We start from the raw sequence: 17,360 nt of genomic DNA, 5'->3' as shown, positions 1-17,360 counted from the left end.
AATGGTGCTGATAGGCAGATTCGAACTGCCGACCTCACCCTTACCAAGGGTGCGCTCTACCAACTGAGCCATATCAGCATTCATTTACAAAGATTGGAGCGGGTGGCGGGAATCGAACCCGCTTCATCAGCTTGGAAGGCTGAGGTAATAGCCAGTATACGACACCCGCTAACTCTATCAGATTATTTCTGTTTACATTTACACTTACTAATAAGCATAAATGAAAAATATGGTGGAGGGAGGTGGATTCGAACCACCGAAGGCGGAGCCGTCAGATTTACAGTCTGATCCCTTTGGCCACTCGGGAACCCCTCCAGTATATTTTTCTCTACTCTAGTAAAACAGAGTAGTATTAATGGTGCCGACTGCCGGAGTCGAACTGGCGACCTACTGATTACAAGTCAGTTGCTCTACCAACTGAGCTAAGTCGGCACTACATTAAGTGGTGCGAATTCTAGAGTAATGTTTTGCCCCTTGCAAGTGTAAATTTCAAAAAAACTCATGTTTTTTCTACTTTAAGGATGGTTTAGTGTGCGTTTGATGTTTTTTTATCCAAAGCTCATATGATTCATAGTACTAAGGACTAAATATATGCTTCTAAACCCAGAAACACGAGTTCATCGATAACATTGCAATGATGAGGGAATAATGACGACAATAGATATCCATTTCCACCAGTAAAAATGATTTTATCAATAACAATTCTTTGTTCTTCTATTTTAGATATTGCTAAATTCACCATACCTACAGTTGCAGCTAAAGCTGCATTGTTTACATTATCTGACGTATTTAGACCAAATTCTGTACTTTCATTTTGTATACCATCAGCTTTAACTTGTGCTGTTTTATCTAATACACTAGAAATAAGCGTATTAATTCCGGCCAAAATCCACCCCTTGGTGCTCCCCTGTAGCTAATACGAAATCCACAGTCGTTGCTGTACCTGCATCAATGATTAAAATATTGCAATTTGGAAACGAATTAGTTGCACCAATTAGTGTTAACCAACGATCTACTCCTAATTGGCTCGGGATTTCATACCCAGATGTAATAGTATTTTTTTGCTTTTCGCTCACTACCCGTTGATAAGATATTCGATTAACTTGACACCATTCTTTTATCTTTTCCGCTATCAGCGCATGGCTTACACTTGCAACCAATAACCGTGATGCCGTTTTAAAAGTTTCAGATAAAAATGGCTCAGTTACTTGGGTAGTCAGAATACTAAGTATCGTTGTGCGTTTTCCCTCATTAACAAAACAATACTTTGTTCTAGTATTACCAACATCAACTAAAACAATCATTCTAAGCCTCGTAAACTTACTTCTCCACCATATATAGGTTTCAATACGCCTTCAATTTCAAGCATTAGTGCCCCTTGACTATTTACACCTCGGCAAATACCTATTGTTTCTCGTTGACCAGTTATTAATTTCACTGGCTTGTCTAAATAAAAATCATGCTTATGCCATTCACCAACCATCGTAGACAATCCGTCGTTTTGTTGTTGCTTCAACCTTTTCATGAGATGGTATATCAACTTAGCCGCTAAATCATTTCTATCAATTTCATTTTTGCAATGAGATTTTAAGTCTGTCCATTTTTGATCTATCTTTAATGCAGCTTGTACCGGCATACTTAGGTTTAACCCTATACCTATTACACTATGACTTGGCTCTAGTGCGTGACCTTCAAGATCGATTAATATACCGACCCAATTTAACACCATCAAGATAAATATCATTAGGCCATTTTAATTGAACCTGAATGTTTGATAATTCATAAATAGCATCACTAACTGCTAGGGCAGCAACTAAACTCAAACCCATTGCCGCAGATAAACCTTGTTCTAAATACCAATATATTGATAAGTAAATTTGAGATCCGAAGGGAGAAATCCACTGCCGTCCCCTCCTACCACGACCAAGACTTTGATATTCTGCTAAGCATACTTGCCCTTGTGATAATTGATTAGGTAAACGACGCATCAGATAACTATTAGTTGAATCAATCAGACTATGGACTTCAATATCATATAAGTCATCCGAGTTAGCTAATGATTCAGCAATCCTACGTTTAGACAATAGATTTAATGGTTCAGATAATTTATATCCTTTGCCTGTCACACTATAAATATCTAACCCCATAGCATTCAATGCTTTAATGTGCTTAGAAATTGCAGTTCGACTTATACTGAGTTCATCACCAAGTGTTTGACCAGAAACAAAACTGCCTTCAGCAAGGGCTTGAATAATATGCTCTCTTACTGTTTTAGTCATAACAGTTCCGTTCAAAAGTTGGAGGTAAATCGGCAAAATCGACTTTACCTTGTGATGTAACCATATGCACTTCTGGAGAAAGTAATATGCCAAAAGATTCAAAAACTTTACGTTGAATTAACTTAGCTAATGCTACAATATCTTTTCCATTTTGACTTGCGTAATTAACTAAAACAAGCGCTTGATGCTCATGAACCCCAACACCATCTTTACAAAAACCTTTCATTCCAACTTGGTCTATGAGCCAACCTGCTGCAAGCTTAACTTGATTTATATCTTGTGGAAAAAATGGCATGTTAGGATAGATACTATGTAAATATAACAATTTTTCTTGACTGACAAGTGGGTTTTTAAAAAAACTGCCGGCATTAGGTAGCAACTTGGGATCCGGAAGTTTAGACTCACGTAATTTAATTACCTGATCCATCACTTCAAAAGCACTTGGGTTCAATCCTAAATCCTGTAAGCCAAAGATAAGATAATTTTGGTTGCCATATTTTCGGGAGTGACAATGACACTTCAGTAATAATACCTTTATTGAAAAATTCGTTCTTAAAGATACTTTCTCGATAACCAAACAGACAATCACGACTATTTAAGCACTTTATCGTCTTACTAGAGAAGTCATACCAATTAACTTGAATACAAAAGTCAGAAAACTCAACACCGTAAGCTCCAATATTCTGTACTGGTGCTGCACCTACACTACCCGGTATTAGAGCCAGATTTTCTAAGCCATTTATTCCTTTTTGTACACACGATGTCACTAAATCATGCCAGTTTTCACCTGAAGCGACATTAACTATGTAATTAGTATCATTTTCTGATATTGAAATCCCTTTAAAAGCCGGCTTAATGATCACAGGGGCAATAGTATCTACAAATAAACTGTTTGTACCTTCACCTAATATATAAAAACACTCTGCATCTAAGTCAGGTATTTCAGATAAATCACGTAATGAATTTAGCTGATATAGTATGGGTGAAACAGTCTTTATATTAAAACTATTATTATGTTGCAAAGAAAACTGTTTAATCAATTCCATTGCTTTTCCATATGGATAAATTTGAATGTAGATATTGTACTTAATATTCAGATCAACGCCAATGAAAGCATTAAAAGTTCGCTAATGTTTGAGCAAAACAAAAACAAGATCACTCTATCAATAATACCAGTTTCATTAATTAAGTGATCTATTTTTACGTAAAGAGAAGAACACCCACACGCTTTGCACCATCCGGCGCTACTGCGTTTCACTTCTGGGCGCCGCTGCAGTATATGCGAATGGATTCAGGTGGTGCCACTGTGCTAGTGTCTCTGTGACTTCAATTAACCTGTTTTAAATTTCATACAGCAAAAATCACGTCTCTTTCGAATCGGGCTTGGTGTCGTTCAGCAGACGCTTACTATACTTTTAATAATAGAAGTTTAGCAATGTCCTAATCTCACCTAAAGAGAAGAACACCCACACGCTTTCCACCATCCGGCGCTACTGCGTTTCACTTCTGGGCGCCGCGGCAGTATATGCGAATGGAGTCAGGTGGTGCCACTGCGCTATTATTGCTGCTGTGCAATTGTCGTTAATTTTATTTTAAATTCCCACACAGCAAAAAGCCCGACTCTTTCGAATCGGGCTTCTCTTAATAGAAGTTTAGCAATGTCCCGCTACGCTCTCACATGGGCTTTACTGCAACATAAGTCACACTACCATCGGCGCTACTGCGTTTCATTTCAAAACTAAATAGAAGTTTAGCAATGTCCTACTCTCACATGGGAACTCCCACACTACCATCGGCGCTACTGCGTTTCACTTCTGAGTTCGGAATGGAGTCAGGTGGTACCACAGTGCTATTGTCGCTAAACAAAAACTTTTTAATCACTCAACTTACGTTGGTAATTAGCAATCTTGGAAAACACTTAAGCAAGAATATTCTTACCTACGATATAAATACATTTATTCATTCAAGTCTCACGTGCGTGATGTTGCTATTCTCATAGCCTTTATTTGTCAGTCTTCACACAAAACCACTTGGGTGTTGTATGGTTAAGCCTCACGGGTAATTAGTATCAGTTAGCTCAAGGCCTTACAACCCTTACACACCTGACCTATCAACGTTGTAGTCTCCAACGACCCTTTAGGGAGCTTAAAGCTCCAGTGAGAACTCATCTCAAAGCCTGCTTCCCGCTTAGATGCTTTCAGCGGTTATCAGTTCCGAACGTAGCTACCGGGCAATGCCATTGGCATGACAACCCGAACACCAGTGGTTCGTCCACTCCGGTCCTCTCGTACTAGGAGCAGCCCTCTTCAATTCTCAAACGCCCACGGCAGATAGGGACCGAACTGTCTCACGACGTTCTAAACCCGACTCGCGTACCACTTTAAATGGCGAACAGCCATACCCTTGGGACCGACTTCAGCCCCAGGATGTGATGAGCCGACATCGAGGTGCCAAACACCGCCGTCGATATGAACTCTTGGGCGGTATCAGCCTGTTATCCCCGGAGTACCTTTTATCCGTTGAGCGATGGCCCTTCCATACAGAACCACCGGATCACTATGACCTACTTTCGTACCTGCTCGACGTGTCTGTCTCGCAGTTAAGTCGGCTTATGCCATTGCACTAACCGTATGATGTCCGACCATACTTAGCCAACCTTCGTGCTCCTCCGTTACTCTTTGGGAGGAGACCGCCCCAGTCAAACTACCCACCAGACAGTGTCCCCAAGCCCGATCAGGGCCCTAGGTTAGAACATCACGCATACAAGGGTGGTATTTCAAGGTTGACTCCACTCCATCTGGCGACGAAGTTTCAAAGTCTCCCACCTATCCTACACATGTAGGAGCAATGTTCACTGTCAAGCTATAGTAAAGGTTCACGGGGTCTTTCCGTCTAGCCGCGGGTATACGGCATCTTAACCGCAAATTCAATTTCACTGAGTCTCGGGTGGAGACAGTGTGGCCATGATTACGCCATTCGTGCAGGTCGGAACTTACCCGACAAGGAATTTCGCTACCTTAGGACCGTTATAGTTACGGCCGCCGTTTACCGGGGCTTCGATCATGAGCTTCGTCCGAAAACTAACCCAATCAATTAACCTTCCGGCACCGGGCAGGCGTCACACCGTATACGTCATCTTTCGATTTTGCACAGTGCTGTGTTTTTAATAAACAGTTCCGACCACCTGGTTACTTCGACCCTCCATCGCTTAGGAAGTAAATTCCATCACCATTGAGGGCGTACCTTCTCCCGAAGTTACGGTACTATTTTGCCTAGTTCCTTCACCCGAGTTCTCTCAAGCGCCTTAGTATTCTCTACCTAACCACCTGTGTCGGTTTGGGGTACGGTTCCTATATATCTGAAGCTTAGAAGCTTTTCCTGGAAGTATGGCATCAATGACTTCAACTCCTTGGAGTCTCGTCTCGTGTCTCAGCCTTAAGGGAGTCCGGATTTACCTAAACTCCCGCCTACGCACTTTCACACAGATTACCAACACTGTGCTCACCTAGCCTGCTCCGTCCCTCCTTCGCAATATATAGAAGTACAGAAATATTAATCTGTTTCCCATCGACTACGCGTTTCCGCCTCGCCTTAGGGGCCGACTTACCCTGCCCTGATTAACATGGGACAGGAAACCTTGGTCTTTCGGCGGGGGAGTTTTTCACTCCCCTTATCGTTACTCATGTCAGCATTCGCACTTGTGATACCTCCGAAGAACTTCTCAATTCACCTTCAACGGCTTACACAACGCTCCCCTACCACTCGAGCATATCTCTAAATCATCTCAACTTTAACCCCGCAACCGATTGACGTTCGGGTTGCTTGAACGTTATTTTACTTTTTTACATAAAGTAACATGTGAAAAATAACGTTAGTTAAAATAGCTTAGTGATATGCTCGAATCCGCAGCTTCGGTGACTAGTTTAGCCCCGTTACATCTTCCGCGCAGACCGACTCGACTAGTGAGCTATTACGCTTTCTTTAAAGGGTGGCTGCTTCTAAGCCAACCTCCTAGCTGTCTATGCCTTTCCACATCGTTTCCCACTTAACTAGTACTTTGGGACCTTAGGCGGCGGTCTGGGTTGTTTCCCTCTTCACAACGGACGTTAGCACCCGCAGTGTGTCTCCCGGATATCACTCACTGGTATTCGGAGTTTGCAAAGGGTTGGTAAGTCGGGATGACCCCCTAGCCTTAACAGTGCTCTACCCCCAGTGGTGTCCATCCGAGGCTCTACCTAAATAGATTTCGGGGAGAACCGGCTATCTCCCGGCTTGATTAGCCTTTCACTCCGACCCACAAGTCATCACCGCATTTTTCAACATACGTGTGTTCGGTCCTCCAGTTGATGTTACTCAACCTTCAACCTGCCCATGGGTAGATCGCCGGGTTTCGGGTCTATACCCTGCAACTAAACGCGCAGTTAACACTCGCTTTCGCTACGGCTCCCCTAATCGGTTAACCTTGCTACAGAATATAAGTCGCTGACCCATTATACAAAAGGTACGCAGTCACCAAACTAAATTTGGCTCCCACTGCTTGTACGTATGCGGTTTCAGGTTCTATTTCACTCCCCTCACAGGGGTTCTTTTCGCCTTTCCCTCACGGTACTGGTTCACTATCGGTCAGTTAGTAGTATTTAGCCTTGGAGGATGGTCCCCCCATATTCAGACAAAGTTTCACGTGCTCCGTCCTACTCGATTTCACTTAAAGGTTGCTTTAGTGTACGGGACTATCACCCTGTATCGTGGTCCTTTCCAGAACCTTCCACTAGCGCCCAATAAGCTTAAGGGCTGATTCGCGTTCGCTCGCCGCTACTAACGAAATCTCGGTTGATTTCTTTTCCTCGGGGTACTTAGATGTTTCAGTTCTCCCGGTTCGCCTCATTAAGCTATGTATTCACTTAATGATACCTGCCTTATGACAGGTGGGTTTCCCCATTCGGAAATCGTTGGCTATAATGGTTTTTATCACCTTACCAACGCTTATCGCAGATTAACACGTCCTTCATCGCCTCTAACTGCCAAGGCATCCACCACATACGCTTAGTCACTTAACCATACAACCCCAAATTGTTTCATTGTCTTTTGATTGTTATACTGTGTTGCTTACGTGTTTGTGTAGAAGAAACTACACGTCACAAATAAGCGCCTTGTCTAACAAGCCAAAATCCTGCGAAAAATCATTTTTCTTATAATAAGAGAAAAGACATTTCAAACATTTTAGACTACTCGGTGACTAAACCGAGTTAATTGTAAAGTCTGACATTTTCACGCACTTCACTTCATTTATTGCTAAATAAAAGTGATGAGTTACTTGAATAAGAGCTCATAACATTTGTTTAAAAACAAACGTTAAAAACAATTTGATAAGACATTCGAGGAGAACGCCTTATCACCATTACTTACCCACGATATTGGATAAATAACAGCTTGATATTTATAGTTATGCGAGCAACAGCGCGACACCGTGCTTGCCCTATAAATATCGGTATTTATATCAGCTTTCCAGATTGTTAAAGAACTCATCTCTTAGTCGCATTCGCTAAGAAATTTGGTTTAAAAAACCAAATTTAATTTATCAAAAAGATAATTTAAATTTGGCTTCTTTGTTCAATTAAAGAAGATCAGATGGTGATTTTGTTTTTTACAAGGCTTTTGGATACGACGCATAGTGTCTCTTATGCGAGTATTCAAGTAACGCCATAAAAATCAAAATGGTGGAGCTAAGCAGGATCGAACTGCTGACCTCCTGCGTGCAAGGCAGGCGCTCTCCCGGCTGAGCTATAGCCCCATCAGGGTTTCTTCTAATTTGTTATCATGTAATTTGTGTGAATACTCGTAAAGCCGAGGCTTTCATTAATCGTTTTTACTTCAAGATAAGGAGGTGATCCAACCCCAGGTTCCCCTAGGGTTACCTTGTTACGACTTCACCCCAGTCATGAAACACAAAGTGGTGACCGTCCTCCCGAAGGTTAAACTAGCCACTTCTTTTGCATCCCACTCCCATGGTGTGACGGGCGGTGTGTACAAGGCCCGGGAACGTATTCACCGTAGCATTCTGATCTACGATTACTAGCGATTCCGACTTCATGGAGTCGAGTTGCAGACTCCAATCCGGACTACGACAAGCTTTGTGGGATTCGCTCCACCTCGCGGTATTGCTGCCCTCTGTACCTGCCATTGTAGCACGTGTGTAGCCCATCCCGTAAGGGCCATGATGACTTGACGTCGTCCCCACCTTCCTCCGGTTTATCACCGGCAGTCTCCTTAGAGTTCCCGACTTAACTCGGCAAATAAGGATAGGGGTTGCGCTCGTTGCGGGACTTAACCCAACATTTCACAACACGAGCTGACGACAGCCATGCAGCACCTGTCACAGAGTTCCCGAAGGCACAAGTCTATCTCTAGTCTCTTCTCTGGATGTCAAGGGATGGTAAGGTTCTTCGCGTTGCATCGAATTAAACCACATGCTCCACCGCTTGTGCGGGCCCCCGTCAATTCATTTGAGTTTTAACCTTGCGGCCGTACTCCCCAGGCGGTCAACTTAGTGCGTTAGCTGCGCCACTCACGGTTCAAGACCACAAACGGCTAGTTGACATCGTTTACGGCGTGGACTACCAGGGTATCTAATCCTGTTCGCTCCCCACGCTTTCGTTCCTCAGCGTCAGTATCTGTCCAGGTGGCCGCCTTCGCCACTGATGTTCCTTCCAATCTCTACGCATTTCACCGCTACACTGGAAATTCCACCACCCTCTACAGTACTCTAGTTGACCAGTTCAAAATGCAGTTCCAAGGTTGAGCCCTGGGCTTTCACATCTTGCTTAATCAACCGCCTACGAACGCTTTACGCCCAGTAATTCCGATTAACGCTTGCACCCCTCGTATTACCGCGGCTGCCGGCACGAAGTTAGCCGGTGCTTCTTCTGTAAGTAACGTCACAGAATGCAGTTATTAACTACATCCCTTTCCTCCTTACTGAAAGTGCTTTACAACCCGAAGGCCTTCTTCACACACGCGGCATGGCTGCATCAGGCTTTCGCCCATTGTGCAATATTCCCCACTGCTGCCTCCCGTAGGAGTCTGGGCCGTGTCTCAGTCCCAGTGTGGCTGATCATCCTCTCAAACCGGCTAGAGATCGTCGCCTTGGTGAGCCATTACCTCACCAACTAGCTAATCTCACTTGGGCTAATCAAATGGCGAGAGGTCCGAAGATCCCCCCTTTGGTCCGTAGACGTTATGCGGTATTAGCAGTCGTTTCCAACTGTTGTCCCCCACCATAAGGCATATTCCCAAGCATTACTCACCCGTCCGCCGCTCGTCATCTTCTAGCAAGCTAGAAATGTTACCGCTCGACTTGCATGTGTTAAGCCTGCCGCCGGCGTTCAATCTGAGCCATGATCAAACTCTTCAATTAAAAATCGTTTGTGTAACCTCACCCTTTTTACCGAAGTAATAATGATGTGTTACTGCTCAATGAATTCTGTCGTGTATCAAAAAATTTGATACGCATTACATATATAAGTATTACTTTTCCGAAGAAAAGTATTCATTTATGTGAACATCATTCATTAAAGCGTTTTTTTGTTCTCGCTAATAAAAGCTAAAGAACTATGTAAAAACAAGTTAATGTGAGTATCCACACAAATTGCATGATAACTAATTGTTAAAGAACATCTTCTTAAGAAGATAAGTAAGAATCGCATTCGTTCGTTACTTTGAAATTAACCTTTGCTTCGTTGCTGTTGCCCCGAAGCAGGATGCGTATCATACGCTTCCGAGTTTTGATGTCAACGTTTTTTTGAATTTATTTAAAAGTTTTTTTAAACTTCCAAGCTTTTCATTTTAAAACGTTAAGTTAACTTGTTTACTGAGTAAGTAATGAGATAACTTATCAAAACATCCAGTTGGTTAAGCTTTTTGGCTGAACCCCTTGGAACTGGAGCGCATTGTAGAGAACTTTCAGAAAGGATCAAGCATTATTTTAATGTTTTTATTTGTTCGCATGTTAATTGAACTAAATGCTGTTATATCGAGCTAATAATCATTTTTACACTTTATATTGCATGTTTTTTACACTTATTGTTGCACAATGATAAAAGGTGGGTAACATAGAATTGTAAATTTCTTTTTTACATTTTGTTCTATATAAATTAAATAAAATAATAATTAGGTATCCATTATGAAGTCTCCGAATATCTCTACAATTGTGATAGCTGCTATTTTTGCTATTATTGCTTTTTTTGTTTTTAGTTCTATAACAGCTACACCCGTAGTTATTGCTGTTTTTGTTTTTGTCAGTATCTTTGTTGCTTTAATAGTAAACATTGGATCTGATAATCCTCAAGCAAGTTCTCCAACTGATCATCCTACCGCTGATATAAAAACCCTCTATGTTGGTAATTTACCTTACCGAGCAAATGAAACAACTGTTCGTGAGTTATTTTCAACTTATGGCTCAGTGGAGTCAGTTAGGTTAATGAAGGATAAGCATACAGGTAAACGTCGTGGTTTTGGTTTTGTAGAAATGTCAGCCGACGGTATAGACAAAGCGATTGAATCATTAAATGATGCTGAATTCAAAGAACGTACTTTAAAGGTTAGAGAAGCAAAAGAACGCCCTGAGCGATCTGATACCTCTGAATAAACATAATTCTGTTACATCTAATCTTTATCAACTCAAAACCCGAGACATATCGGGTTTTTCTTTTCTTATACATTACATTCTATGGTAAATAATATACCACTTATATTTTTAAATTTGATTCTACCTCTTTAAACCAACCCTTGCTTTATTATATGCACTAACTATTTTATTATACAGTCGATAAACAACTTAGCTTGAATAAGTATCTACTCAGTACTAGACAAAATATAAACTAACGCTAAAATTGCGCTCGTTAATATACCTGTTTCTTCCGGCACTAAAATTCAGCACTCACATTTAAGTATCATCATAAGGTAAACATATATGTTTAGTTATATACACCCAGATAACTATGAAAATCAATTAGCGGATAAAAAACAAGATATGACAACTTTATTTTCTTGTTTTGACTTACCCTCTGCTGAAATTTTCACATCAAAACCTCTACATTATCGTTTACGGGCTGAATTTAGGGTATGGCATCAAGATGATGATCTCTTTTACATTATGTTTAACAGTGAAACAAAAGAAAAATATAAAGTTGAGGATTTCCCGGTTGCAAGCCGGCTGATTAATCAGGCCATGAAAGCTTTACTGATAATAATTAAAGATCAACACGAATTACGTTTCAAACTGTTTCAAGTAGATTTTCTTTCAACGTTAAGTGGAGAGCTACTGATTAGCATGCTCTATCATAAACCTTTAGATACCACATGGGAGGAAAAAGCTAAAGCACTAAAAGCTAACTTATCGGTAATTGCTCCTGTAGATATAATAGGTAGAGCAAAAAAACAAAAAATTATTATTGATAAAGATTACGTGATGGAGTCACTTATTGTTGGTAGTGATACATATATTTATCAACAAGTTGAAAACAGTTTTACACAACCCAATGGCGGTGTTAATGAGCAAATGTTGCTCTGGGCTCAGCAAGCAACAACTAATTCAGGCGGAGATTTAATTGAACTTTATTGTGGCAACGGAAATTTCAGTATTGCATTAGCGAAAAATTTTGATCGCGTATTAGGTACTGAAATTTCAAAAACATCCGTTAAATCAGCACAAATCAACATAAAAGCAAACAATATTAACAATATTGATATAGTGCGAATGTCTAGTGAAGAATTTAGCCAAGCAATGAATGCCGAACGGAAATTCAGACGATTAGAGGGCTTCGACTTAACTGCATATAATTATGATACTGTATTAGTTGATCCCCCTAGAGCGGGTCTTGACAAGGAAAGTGTTGCCTTAGTTAGTCGTTTTAATAAAATCATTTATATATCTTGTAATCCTAATACATTAAAAGAAAACTTACTTGATTTAACTAAAACTCACGCGATTGAAAAATTTGCACTCTTTGATCAATTCCCTTACACCGCGCATATTGAAACAGGCATTGTTCTCATACGAAAATAACCCTAAATCCTTAACACTTACGATAGGTGAAAAGAAGCAACAACATCACTTTGTTGCCTTTCTTGCTCCTTTTCGCCTATCACTAAGCTCAGCGGCTCCACGAGCAATAAATCGTAATTGTTGAATTGTTTGCTTTGATAAATGTGTTCTTTCTGCTTTATTTTCCATGTCCAACGCATCTGAACCTGCACTAAATACAATGGTTACAGCCGCGTTAGCCTGCATGTAAGCAACATCTGAATCAAGATCATTAGCTTGTTGTAAATAATCACATAGCTCCATAGTGAAATAGCGAATTTCTCTTATAACAGCAGCCCTAAAAGCCGCAGATGTTCCTGAGCGCTCACGCAATAACAATCTAAAAACGTTACCATTACTTTCTATAAGTTCCATAAAAGTTTCAACTGATATTTGAATCACCGAGCCCCCCTTAGCAATACGCTGTCTTGCTTGACGCATCAGCTGCCGTAACGTTAATCCGACTTCATCTACCAACGTCAAACCAAGTTCATCCATATCACTAAAATGGCGATAAAATGATGTAGGTGCAAGACCTGCTTCTTTCGCTACCTCACGCAAACTCAAACTTGAAAAGCTTCGCTCTGCACTCAACTGATTTAGCGCTGCATCTATCAATAGTCGCCGTGTTTTTTCTTTTTGTTGGGCACGAACACCACTCATTGTCACACACTCCTAAACATATTCTATCGATATCATACTTTAATCAAGATTCAATATGCAGAAAAACAATGCAAACCGATAAAAACAAATGAATCAAGGCATAATGTATATGAAAAACGATATCGACATACCTAAATACATTATAGCAACTCATCTAGGGGGTAATAAAATAGTGATCTATTTTCTTACCATAATGTATAAATCCTGCTAAAATTTTCCGATAAATAGCAACAAACGCAGAACTTGAGGAAAACCTTTTGACTAAAGCCAAAGCACTGAAGAAAAAAGAAGAGAAACCTTATGATTATGATGTCATCATAATTGGCACAGGTCCAGGCGGTGAAGGTGCGGCAATGGAGCTTTCTAAAAAACATAAAAACGTGGCAATTATAGAACGTTATAAAGATGTGGGCGGTGGCTGTACACATTGGGGAACTATTCCCTCTAAAGCATTACGTCAAAGTGTAAGTCGATTAACTGAATACAATGCTAGCCCACTATTTAGAGGACACGATAAAGCTAAAAGTTTAACCTGCGCTGAAATACTTTCTCATGCTTCTGAAGTTATACGCAAACAAGTTCAGCTGCGAAGTGGATTTTATGACCGTAACAGAGTAACCGTAATCACAGGTAACGCATCTTTTATTGATTCTAACACGATTGAAATAGTGAAAGATGATGCTTCTATAGAAAAAATTACAGCTGAAAAAATAGTAATAGCAACAGGGTCATATCCATATCGCCCAGATAACATCAACTTTTCACATCCTCGAGTATATGACTCTGATACTATCCTTTCACTGAAACATGAGCCCCGTTCTATCATTATTTATGGTGCAGGTGTAATAGGAAGTGAGTACGCCTCTATATTTCGTGGCCTAGGTGTTAAAGTAGATTTAATTAATACTAGGGATCGGCTACTTTCTTTCTTAGATGATGAAATATCAGATGCACTGAGTTATCACCTGTGGAATAACGGTGTAGTAATTCGACATGGGGAACAAATTGAACGTGTTGAAACGAGTGACAAATCTGTTGTTGTTCATTTAGAGTCTGGTAAAAAAATGCGTGCTGACTGTTTACTTTTTGCCAATGGGCGTACCGGTAATACAAAGGATTTAAACTTAACCCATGCCGGCTTAAAAGCTGATGGTCGCGGACAATTGAAAGTAAATAATCAATATCAAACTAAGATAGAAAACATCTATGCTGTTGGTGATGTAATTGGTTATCCAAGTTTAGCTAGTGCTGCATATGATCAAGGTAGGCTAGCAGCATCAGCAATGATTGACCATCAAAGCAATGCTAAGTTAATCGCTGACATCCCTACTGGTATATACACAATCCCTGAAATTAGCTCTGTTGGTAAAACTGAGCAGGAATTAACAGCAGCTAAAATACCTTATGAAGTTGGTAGAGCACAATTTAAACATTTAGCAAGAGCCCAAATTGCTAACAGTTTAGTCGGCTCTTTAAAAATTCTTTTTCATCGAGAAACTAAAGAAATTTTAGGTATTCATTGCTTTGGTGAAAACGCCGCAGAGATTATTCATATAGGCCAAGCAATTATGCAACAAACTAATGGTGGGAATACGATAGAATATTTTGTTAATACAACGTTTAACTATCCAACAATGGCAGAAGCTTTTCGTGTTGCGGCTTTAAACGGATTAAATCGTTTATTCTAATCATTAAGAAATAAGCTTGTCCTAGAGGTTCAATATTTGAGCCTCTAGTGTTGAACAACACAAAAAAATTGAATGAAGGAATCTGCAGTGACAAAAACTCTAATTGTAATCATTTTATTTCTACTGAGTTATCCCGCGTAGCAGTTAATAATTATAGTATTTATTTAGTGAGACACGCTGAGAAGACGAACAATGCAGAGAATCCTTCATTAACAAGTTGCGGTAAGAGACGTGCGGAGATGTTAGCTAATATGTTGTCAAAAACAAATATTACTTCAATCTATAGCACAAGTTACCAAAGGACCATGCAAACATCAAAGCCACTGGCTGACTTAAACAATAGACCCATAAAAATTTATAATCCGAAACAATTAGACCAGTTAGCTTTAATATTACAGCAAAAGCATGAAAATACATTAGTCGTTGGTCATAGTAATACAACACCACAATTAGTTGAGTTGTTAACTAATCAAAAAATCCCCCCATTAACGGAACAAGATTTTCAATACCTTTATCAAGTTCATTTTGTTAACGAACAACCGCTACTCACCATTTTTCAACTGCCACTGAATTGTTTAGTAACCTTAAACTAACAAACCTCTAATACCAGTTTCATTAATTAAGTGATGCATTTTATACATAGAAAAATTGCCAGATACAAGGCATTTATTTCAATAACTAGTTGTTCTAATTATTAAATAAATAACGAAGTTGTTGGTGATTTTGGCAAGTAGAAATGATCACATAGTTAGTGAGATTGGTATAATTAAGATATAAAAAAAGGGCTATTTATAAAACATAACTAGCCCTTCATACTTCATTTACTTAATAAAGCTACTGCATATAATTATCTGGCATCGGTAGAGCCGCTACTCCAGAATCTATTGCTGCCTGTGCTACAGCTCTTGCAACCGTAGCTAATAAGCGTGAATCCATTGGTTTAGGAATAATATAGTTTTTACCAAAAACCGGCTCTTTGTCACCACTAGCAGATAACACTTCTGCAGGTACTGGTTCTTTAGCTAAAGTACGAATAGCATGAACAGCTGCAACCTTCATTTCATCATTTATAGTCCGTGCACGTACATCTAATGCACCACGAAATATAAAGGGGAAACATAACACATTATTCACCTGATTCGGGTAATCACTTCGACCAGTCGCAATGATTAAATCACTGCGAGCAGCTAAAGCTTCTTCTGGTCTAATTTCAGGATCAGGATTAGAGCAGGCAAATATGATTGGGTTATCAGCCATCAATTTAACTTGATCTTGTGATAATAAATTCGGTCCGGAAACGCCAACAAAAACGTCTGCACCAGTGATCGCATCGTCTAATGTTCGCTTATCTGTATTGTTTGCAAATAATTTTTTATATTCATTCAAGTCATCACGACGTGTGTGTACTATCCCTTTTGTATCAAGCATATATATCTTTTCGCGCCGGGCGCCACATTTTATGAGTAACTCCATACAAGCAATAGCAGCCGCTCCTGCACCTAAACATACGATGTTAGCTTGCTTAATATCTTTTCCTTGAATATCTAAAGCATTCATCATCCCTGCAGCTGTTACAATAGCGGTACCATGTTGATCATCATGGAAAACAGGTATTTTACATCGTTCAATGAGTGCTTTTTCAATCGCGAAACACTCTGGCGCTTTAATATCTTCAAGATTAATACCACCAAAACTATCCGCAATATTAGCAACAGTATTAACAAACTCTTCTACAGTTTTATGTTTAACTTCAATATCGAATGAATCAATATTAGCAAAACGCTTGAATAACAGAGATTTACCTTCCATTACCGGCTTAGATGCCATTGGACCTAGATTACCTAAACCTAAAATAGCCGTACCATTAGTAATTACTGCAACCGTATTACCTTTGGCTGTATATTTGTAAACATCATCTGGGTTTGCAGCTATCTCACGAACAGGTTCAGCGACACCTGGACTATAAGCTAGTGATAAATCTTCGCTTGTTTCAGCCGGAGTCGTTAGTGCTACACTAATTTTTCCTGGTGTTGGTAATGAATGGTAATCAAGTGCTTGTTGACGAATATCTGACATTGTTTTTCCCTAGTGCGTTGTTGTAAGTCTACAAATATTAAATTTTATTATTTTTCTTCTTATAGTTTATTTCATTCTCTGTGACTATCTAAAGCTTATTTAACTATATAAAATCGCTGTATGCTATATTAAATATAATCTTTTTCCTCACTAAAATCTCATTACTTCAAGTAATATCCACTATTGTATCAAAGTAATAGTAACAAAATGATGACATCATAACCGAATCAGGTCTTAAACTACTGAAAAACAAGTTTAGGTTAATATTGTAGACTACACATGGAGATGATTGTTTTCTTGAATTATTTTACGTAACCTTTCAAACATTATACCAGTTTCATTAATTAAGTGATCTTCTTTATATGCAGAAAAAATCGTCAAATACAATTCATTTATTTCAATAACTAGTGGTTCTAATTATTAAATAAATAACGATGTAACTGGTGATTTTAGCAAGTAGAAATGTTCGCATAGTTGCTGAGATTGATATTATATACGTATTAAATTTAAATTAAAAAAAACCCTTATCACATAAATGATAAGGGTTTTATATAACTTTTCGATTATAAAATT

At 39.5% G+C, this 17,360-nt stretch carries 10 protein-coding genes, 5 tRNA genes, 3 rRNA genes and 1 pseudogene; 4 read left to right on the top strand and 15 right to left on the bottom strand.

The window, feature by feature from the left end:
• Positions 1 to 2: 2 nt before the first annotated feature.
• From L3081_RS05090 to L3081_RS05035, 13 genes and pseudogenes are all read right to left on the bottom strand, one after another.
• A tRNA-Thr gene (locus L3081_RS05090) sits at positions 3 to 78 on the bottom strand.
• A gap of 16 nt (positions 79 to 94) precedes the next feature.
• Positions 95 to 169 (bottom strand) — tRNA-Gly (locus L3081_RS05085).
• 61 nt (positions 170 to 230) lie between these two features.
• Positions 231 to 315, bottom strand: a tRNA-Tyr gene (locus tag L3081_RS05080).
• A gap of 41 nt (positions 316 to 356) precedes the next feature.
• A tRNA-Thr gene (locus tag L3081_RS05075) sits at positions 357 to 432 on the bottom strand.
• Positions 433 to 583: 151 nt separating this feature from the next.
• A pseudogene (locus L3081_RS05070) lies at positions 584 to 1,304 on the bottom strand (type III pantothenate kinase).
• A complete protein-coding gene (locus L3081_RS27995; protein ID WP_338027119.1) occupies positions 1,301 to 1,729 on the bottom strand; it encodes a lipoate--protein ligase family protein in 429 nt (142 codons plus the stop codon). Before L3081_RS27995 ends, L3081_RS05070 begins: the two are co-directional and overlap by 4 nt.
• Entirely contained in the window at positions 1,692 to 2,279 is a 588-nt protein-coding gene (locus L3081_RS27990) for a biotin--[acetyl-CoA-carboxylase] ligase (protein ID WP_338027118.1), read from the bottom strand. The genes L3081_RS27995 and L3081_RS27990 overlap by 38 nt, the downstream gene beginning before the upstream one ends.
• Positions 2,272 to 2,730 carry a UDP-N-acetylmuramate dehydrogenase gene (locus L3081_RS05060; RefSeq protein WP_242283946.1) on the bottom strand — a complete coding sequence of 153 codons (459 nt, stop codon included), beginning with the start codon at positions 2,728 to 2,730 and terminating at the stop codon, positions 2,272 to 2,274. The genes L3081_RS27990 and L3081_RS05060 overlap by 8 nt, the downstream gene beginning before the upstream one ends.
• Positions 2,711 to 3,325: an FAD-binding protein gene (locus tag L3081_RS05055; RefSeq protein WP_242283945.1), complete on the bottom strand. Its 615-nt coding sequence runs from the start codon at positions 3,323 to 3,325 to the stop codon at positions 2,711 to 2,713. Before L3081_RS05055 ends, L3081_RS05060 begins: the two co-directional genes overlap by 20 nt.
• A 702-nt stretch (positions 3,326 to 4,027) precedes the next feature.
• Positions 4,028 to 4,142: ribosomal RNA gene (gene rrf, locus L3081_RS05050) — 5S ribosomal RNA — on the bottom strand.
• A gap of 178 nt (positions 4,143 to 4,320) precedes the next feature.
• Positions 4,321 to 7,336, bottom strand: a 23S ribosomal RNA gene (locus L3081_RS05045).
• A gap of 658 nt (positions 7,337 to 7,994) precedes the next feature.
• Positions 7,995 to 8,070: transfer RNA gene (locus tag L3081_RS05040), tRNA-Ala, on the bottom strand.
• 86 nt (positions 8,071 to 8,156) lie between these two features.
• Positions 8,157 to 9,693 (bottom strand): 16S ribosomal RNA (locus L3081_RS05035).
• Together the 16S, 23S and 5S rRNA genes with 1 tRNA gene alongside form the textbook arrangement of a ribosomal RNA operon.
• Positions 9,694 to 10,458: 765 nt before the next feature.
• Here L3081_RS05035 and L3081_RS05030 point away from each other — a divergent pair.
• A complete protein-coding gene (locus L3081_RS05030) occupies positions 10,459 to 10,923 on the top strand; it encodes an RNA recognition motif domain-containing protein (RefSeq protein ID WP_242283943.1) in 465 nt (154 codons plus the stop codon).
• 324 nt (positions 10,924 to 11,247) lie between these two features.
• Complete coding sequence (trmA, locus tag L3081_RS05025) at positions 11,248 to 12,342, top strand: tRNA (uridine(54)-C5)-methyltransferase TrmA (protein ID WP_242283941.1); 1,095 nt, start codon at positions 11,248 to 11,250, stop codon at positions 12,340 to 12,342.
• 45 nt (positions 12,343 to 12,387) lie between these two features.
• On the opposite strand, the gene fabR is transcribed toward trmA, so the two are convergent.
• Entirely contained in the window at positions 12,388 to 13,023 is a 636-nt protein-coding gene (gene fabR / locus L3081_RS05020) for an HTH-type transcriptional repressor FabR (RefSeq protein WP_242283939.1), read from the bottom strand.
• A 257-nt stretch (positions 13,024 to 13,280) separates the two neighbouring features.
• On the opposite strand from fabR, the gene sthA reads away from it, so the two are divergent.
• Together sthA and L3081_RS05010 are read left to right on the top strand one after the other, a co-directional pair.
• Positions 13,281 to 14,711 (top strand): Si-specific NAD(P)(+) transhydrogenase, encoded by a 1,431-nt coding sequence (sthA, locus tag L3081_RS05015; RefSeq protein ID WP_242283937.1) that lies wholly within the window; start codon positions 13,281 to 13,283, stop codon positions 14,709 to 14,711.
• 47 nt (positions 14,712 to 14,758) lie between these two features.
• The gene (locus L3081_RS05010; RefSeq protein WP_242283935.1) at positions 14,759 to 15,304 is read left to right on the top strand and encodes a SixA phosphatase family protein; all 546 of its coding nucleotides are present in this window, start codon (positions 14,759 to 14,761) and stop codon (positions 15,302 to 15,304) included.
• A 241-nt stretch (positions 15,305 to 15,545) separates the two neighbouring features.
• Here L3081_RS05010 and L3081_RS05005 read toward each other — a convergent pair whose 3' ends face one another.
• Positions 15,546 to 16,787: a malic enzyme-like NAD(P)-binding protein gene (locus L3081_RS05005; RefSeq protein WP_242283933.1), complete on the bottom strand. Its 1,242-nt coding sequence runs from the start codon at positions 16,785 to 16,787 to the stop codon at positions 15,546 to 15,548.
• Positions 16,788 to 17,360: the final 573 nt, after the last annotated feature.

It is taken from the genome of Colwellia maritima (genome assembly GCF_022669015.1).
Classification (GTDB): domain Bacteria; phylum Pseudomonadota; class Gammaproteobacteria; order Enterobacterales; family Alteromonadaceae; genus Colwellia; species Colwellia maritima.
This window is presented reverse-complemented; position numbering and strand designations above follow the sequence as displayed.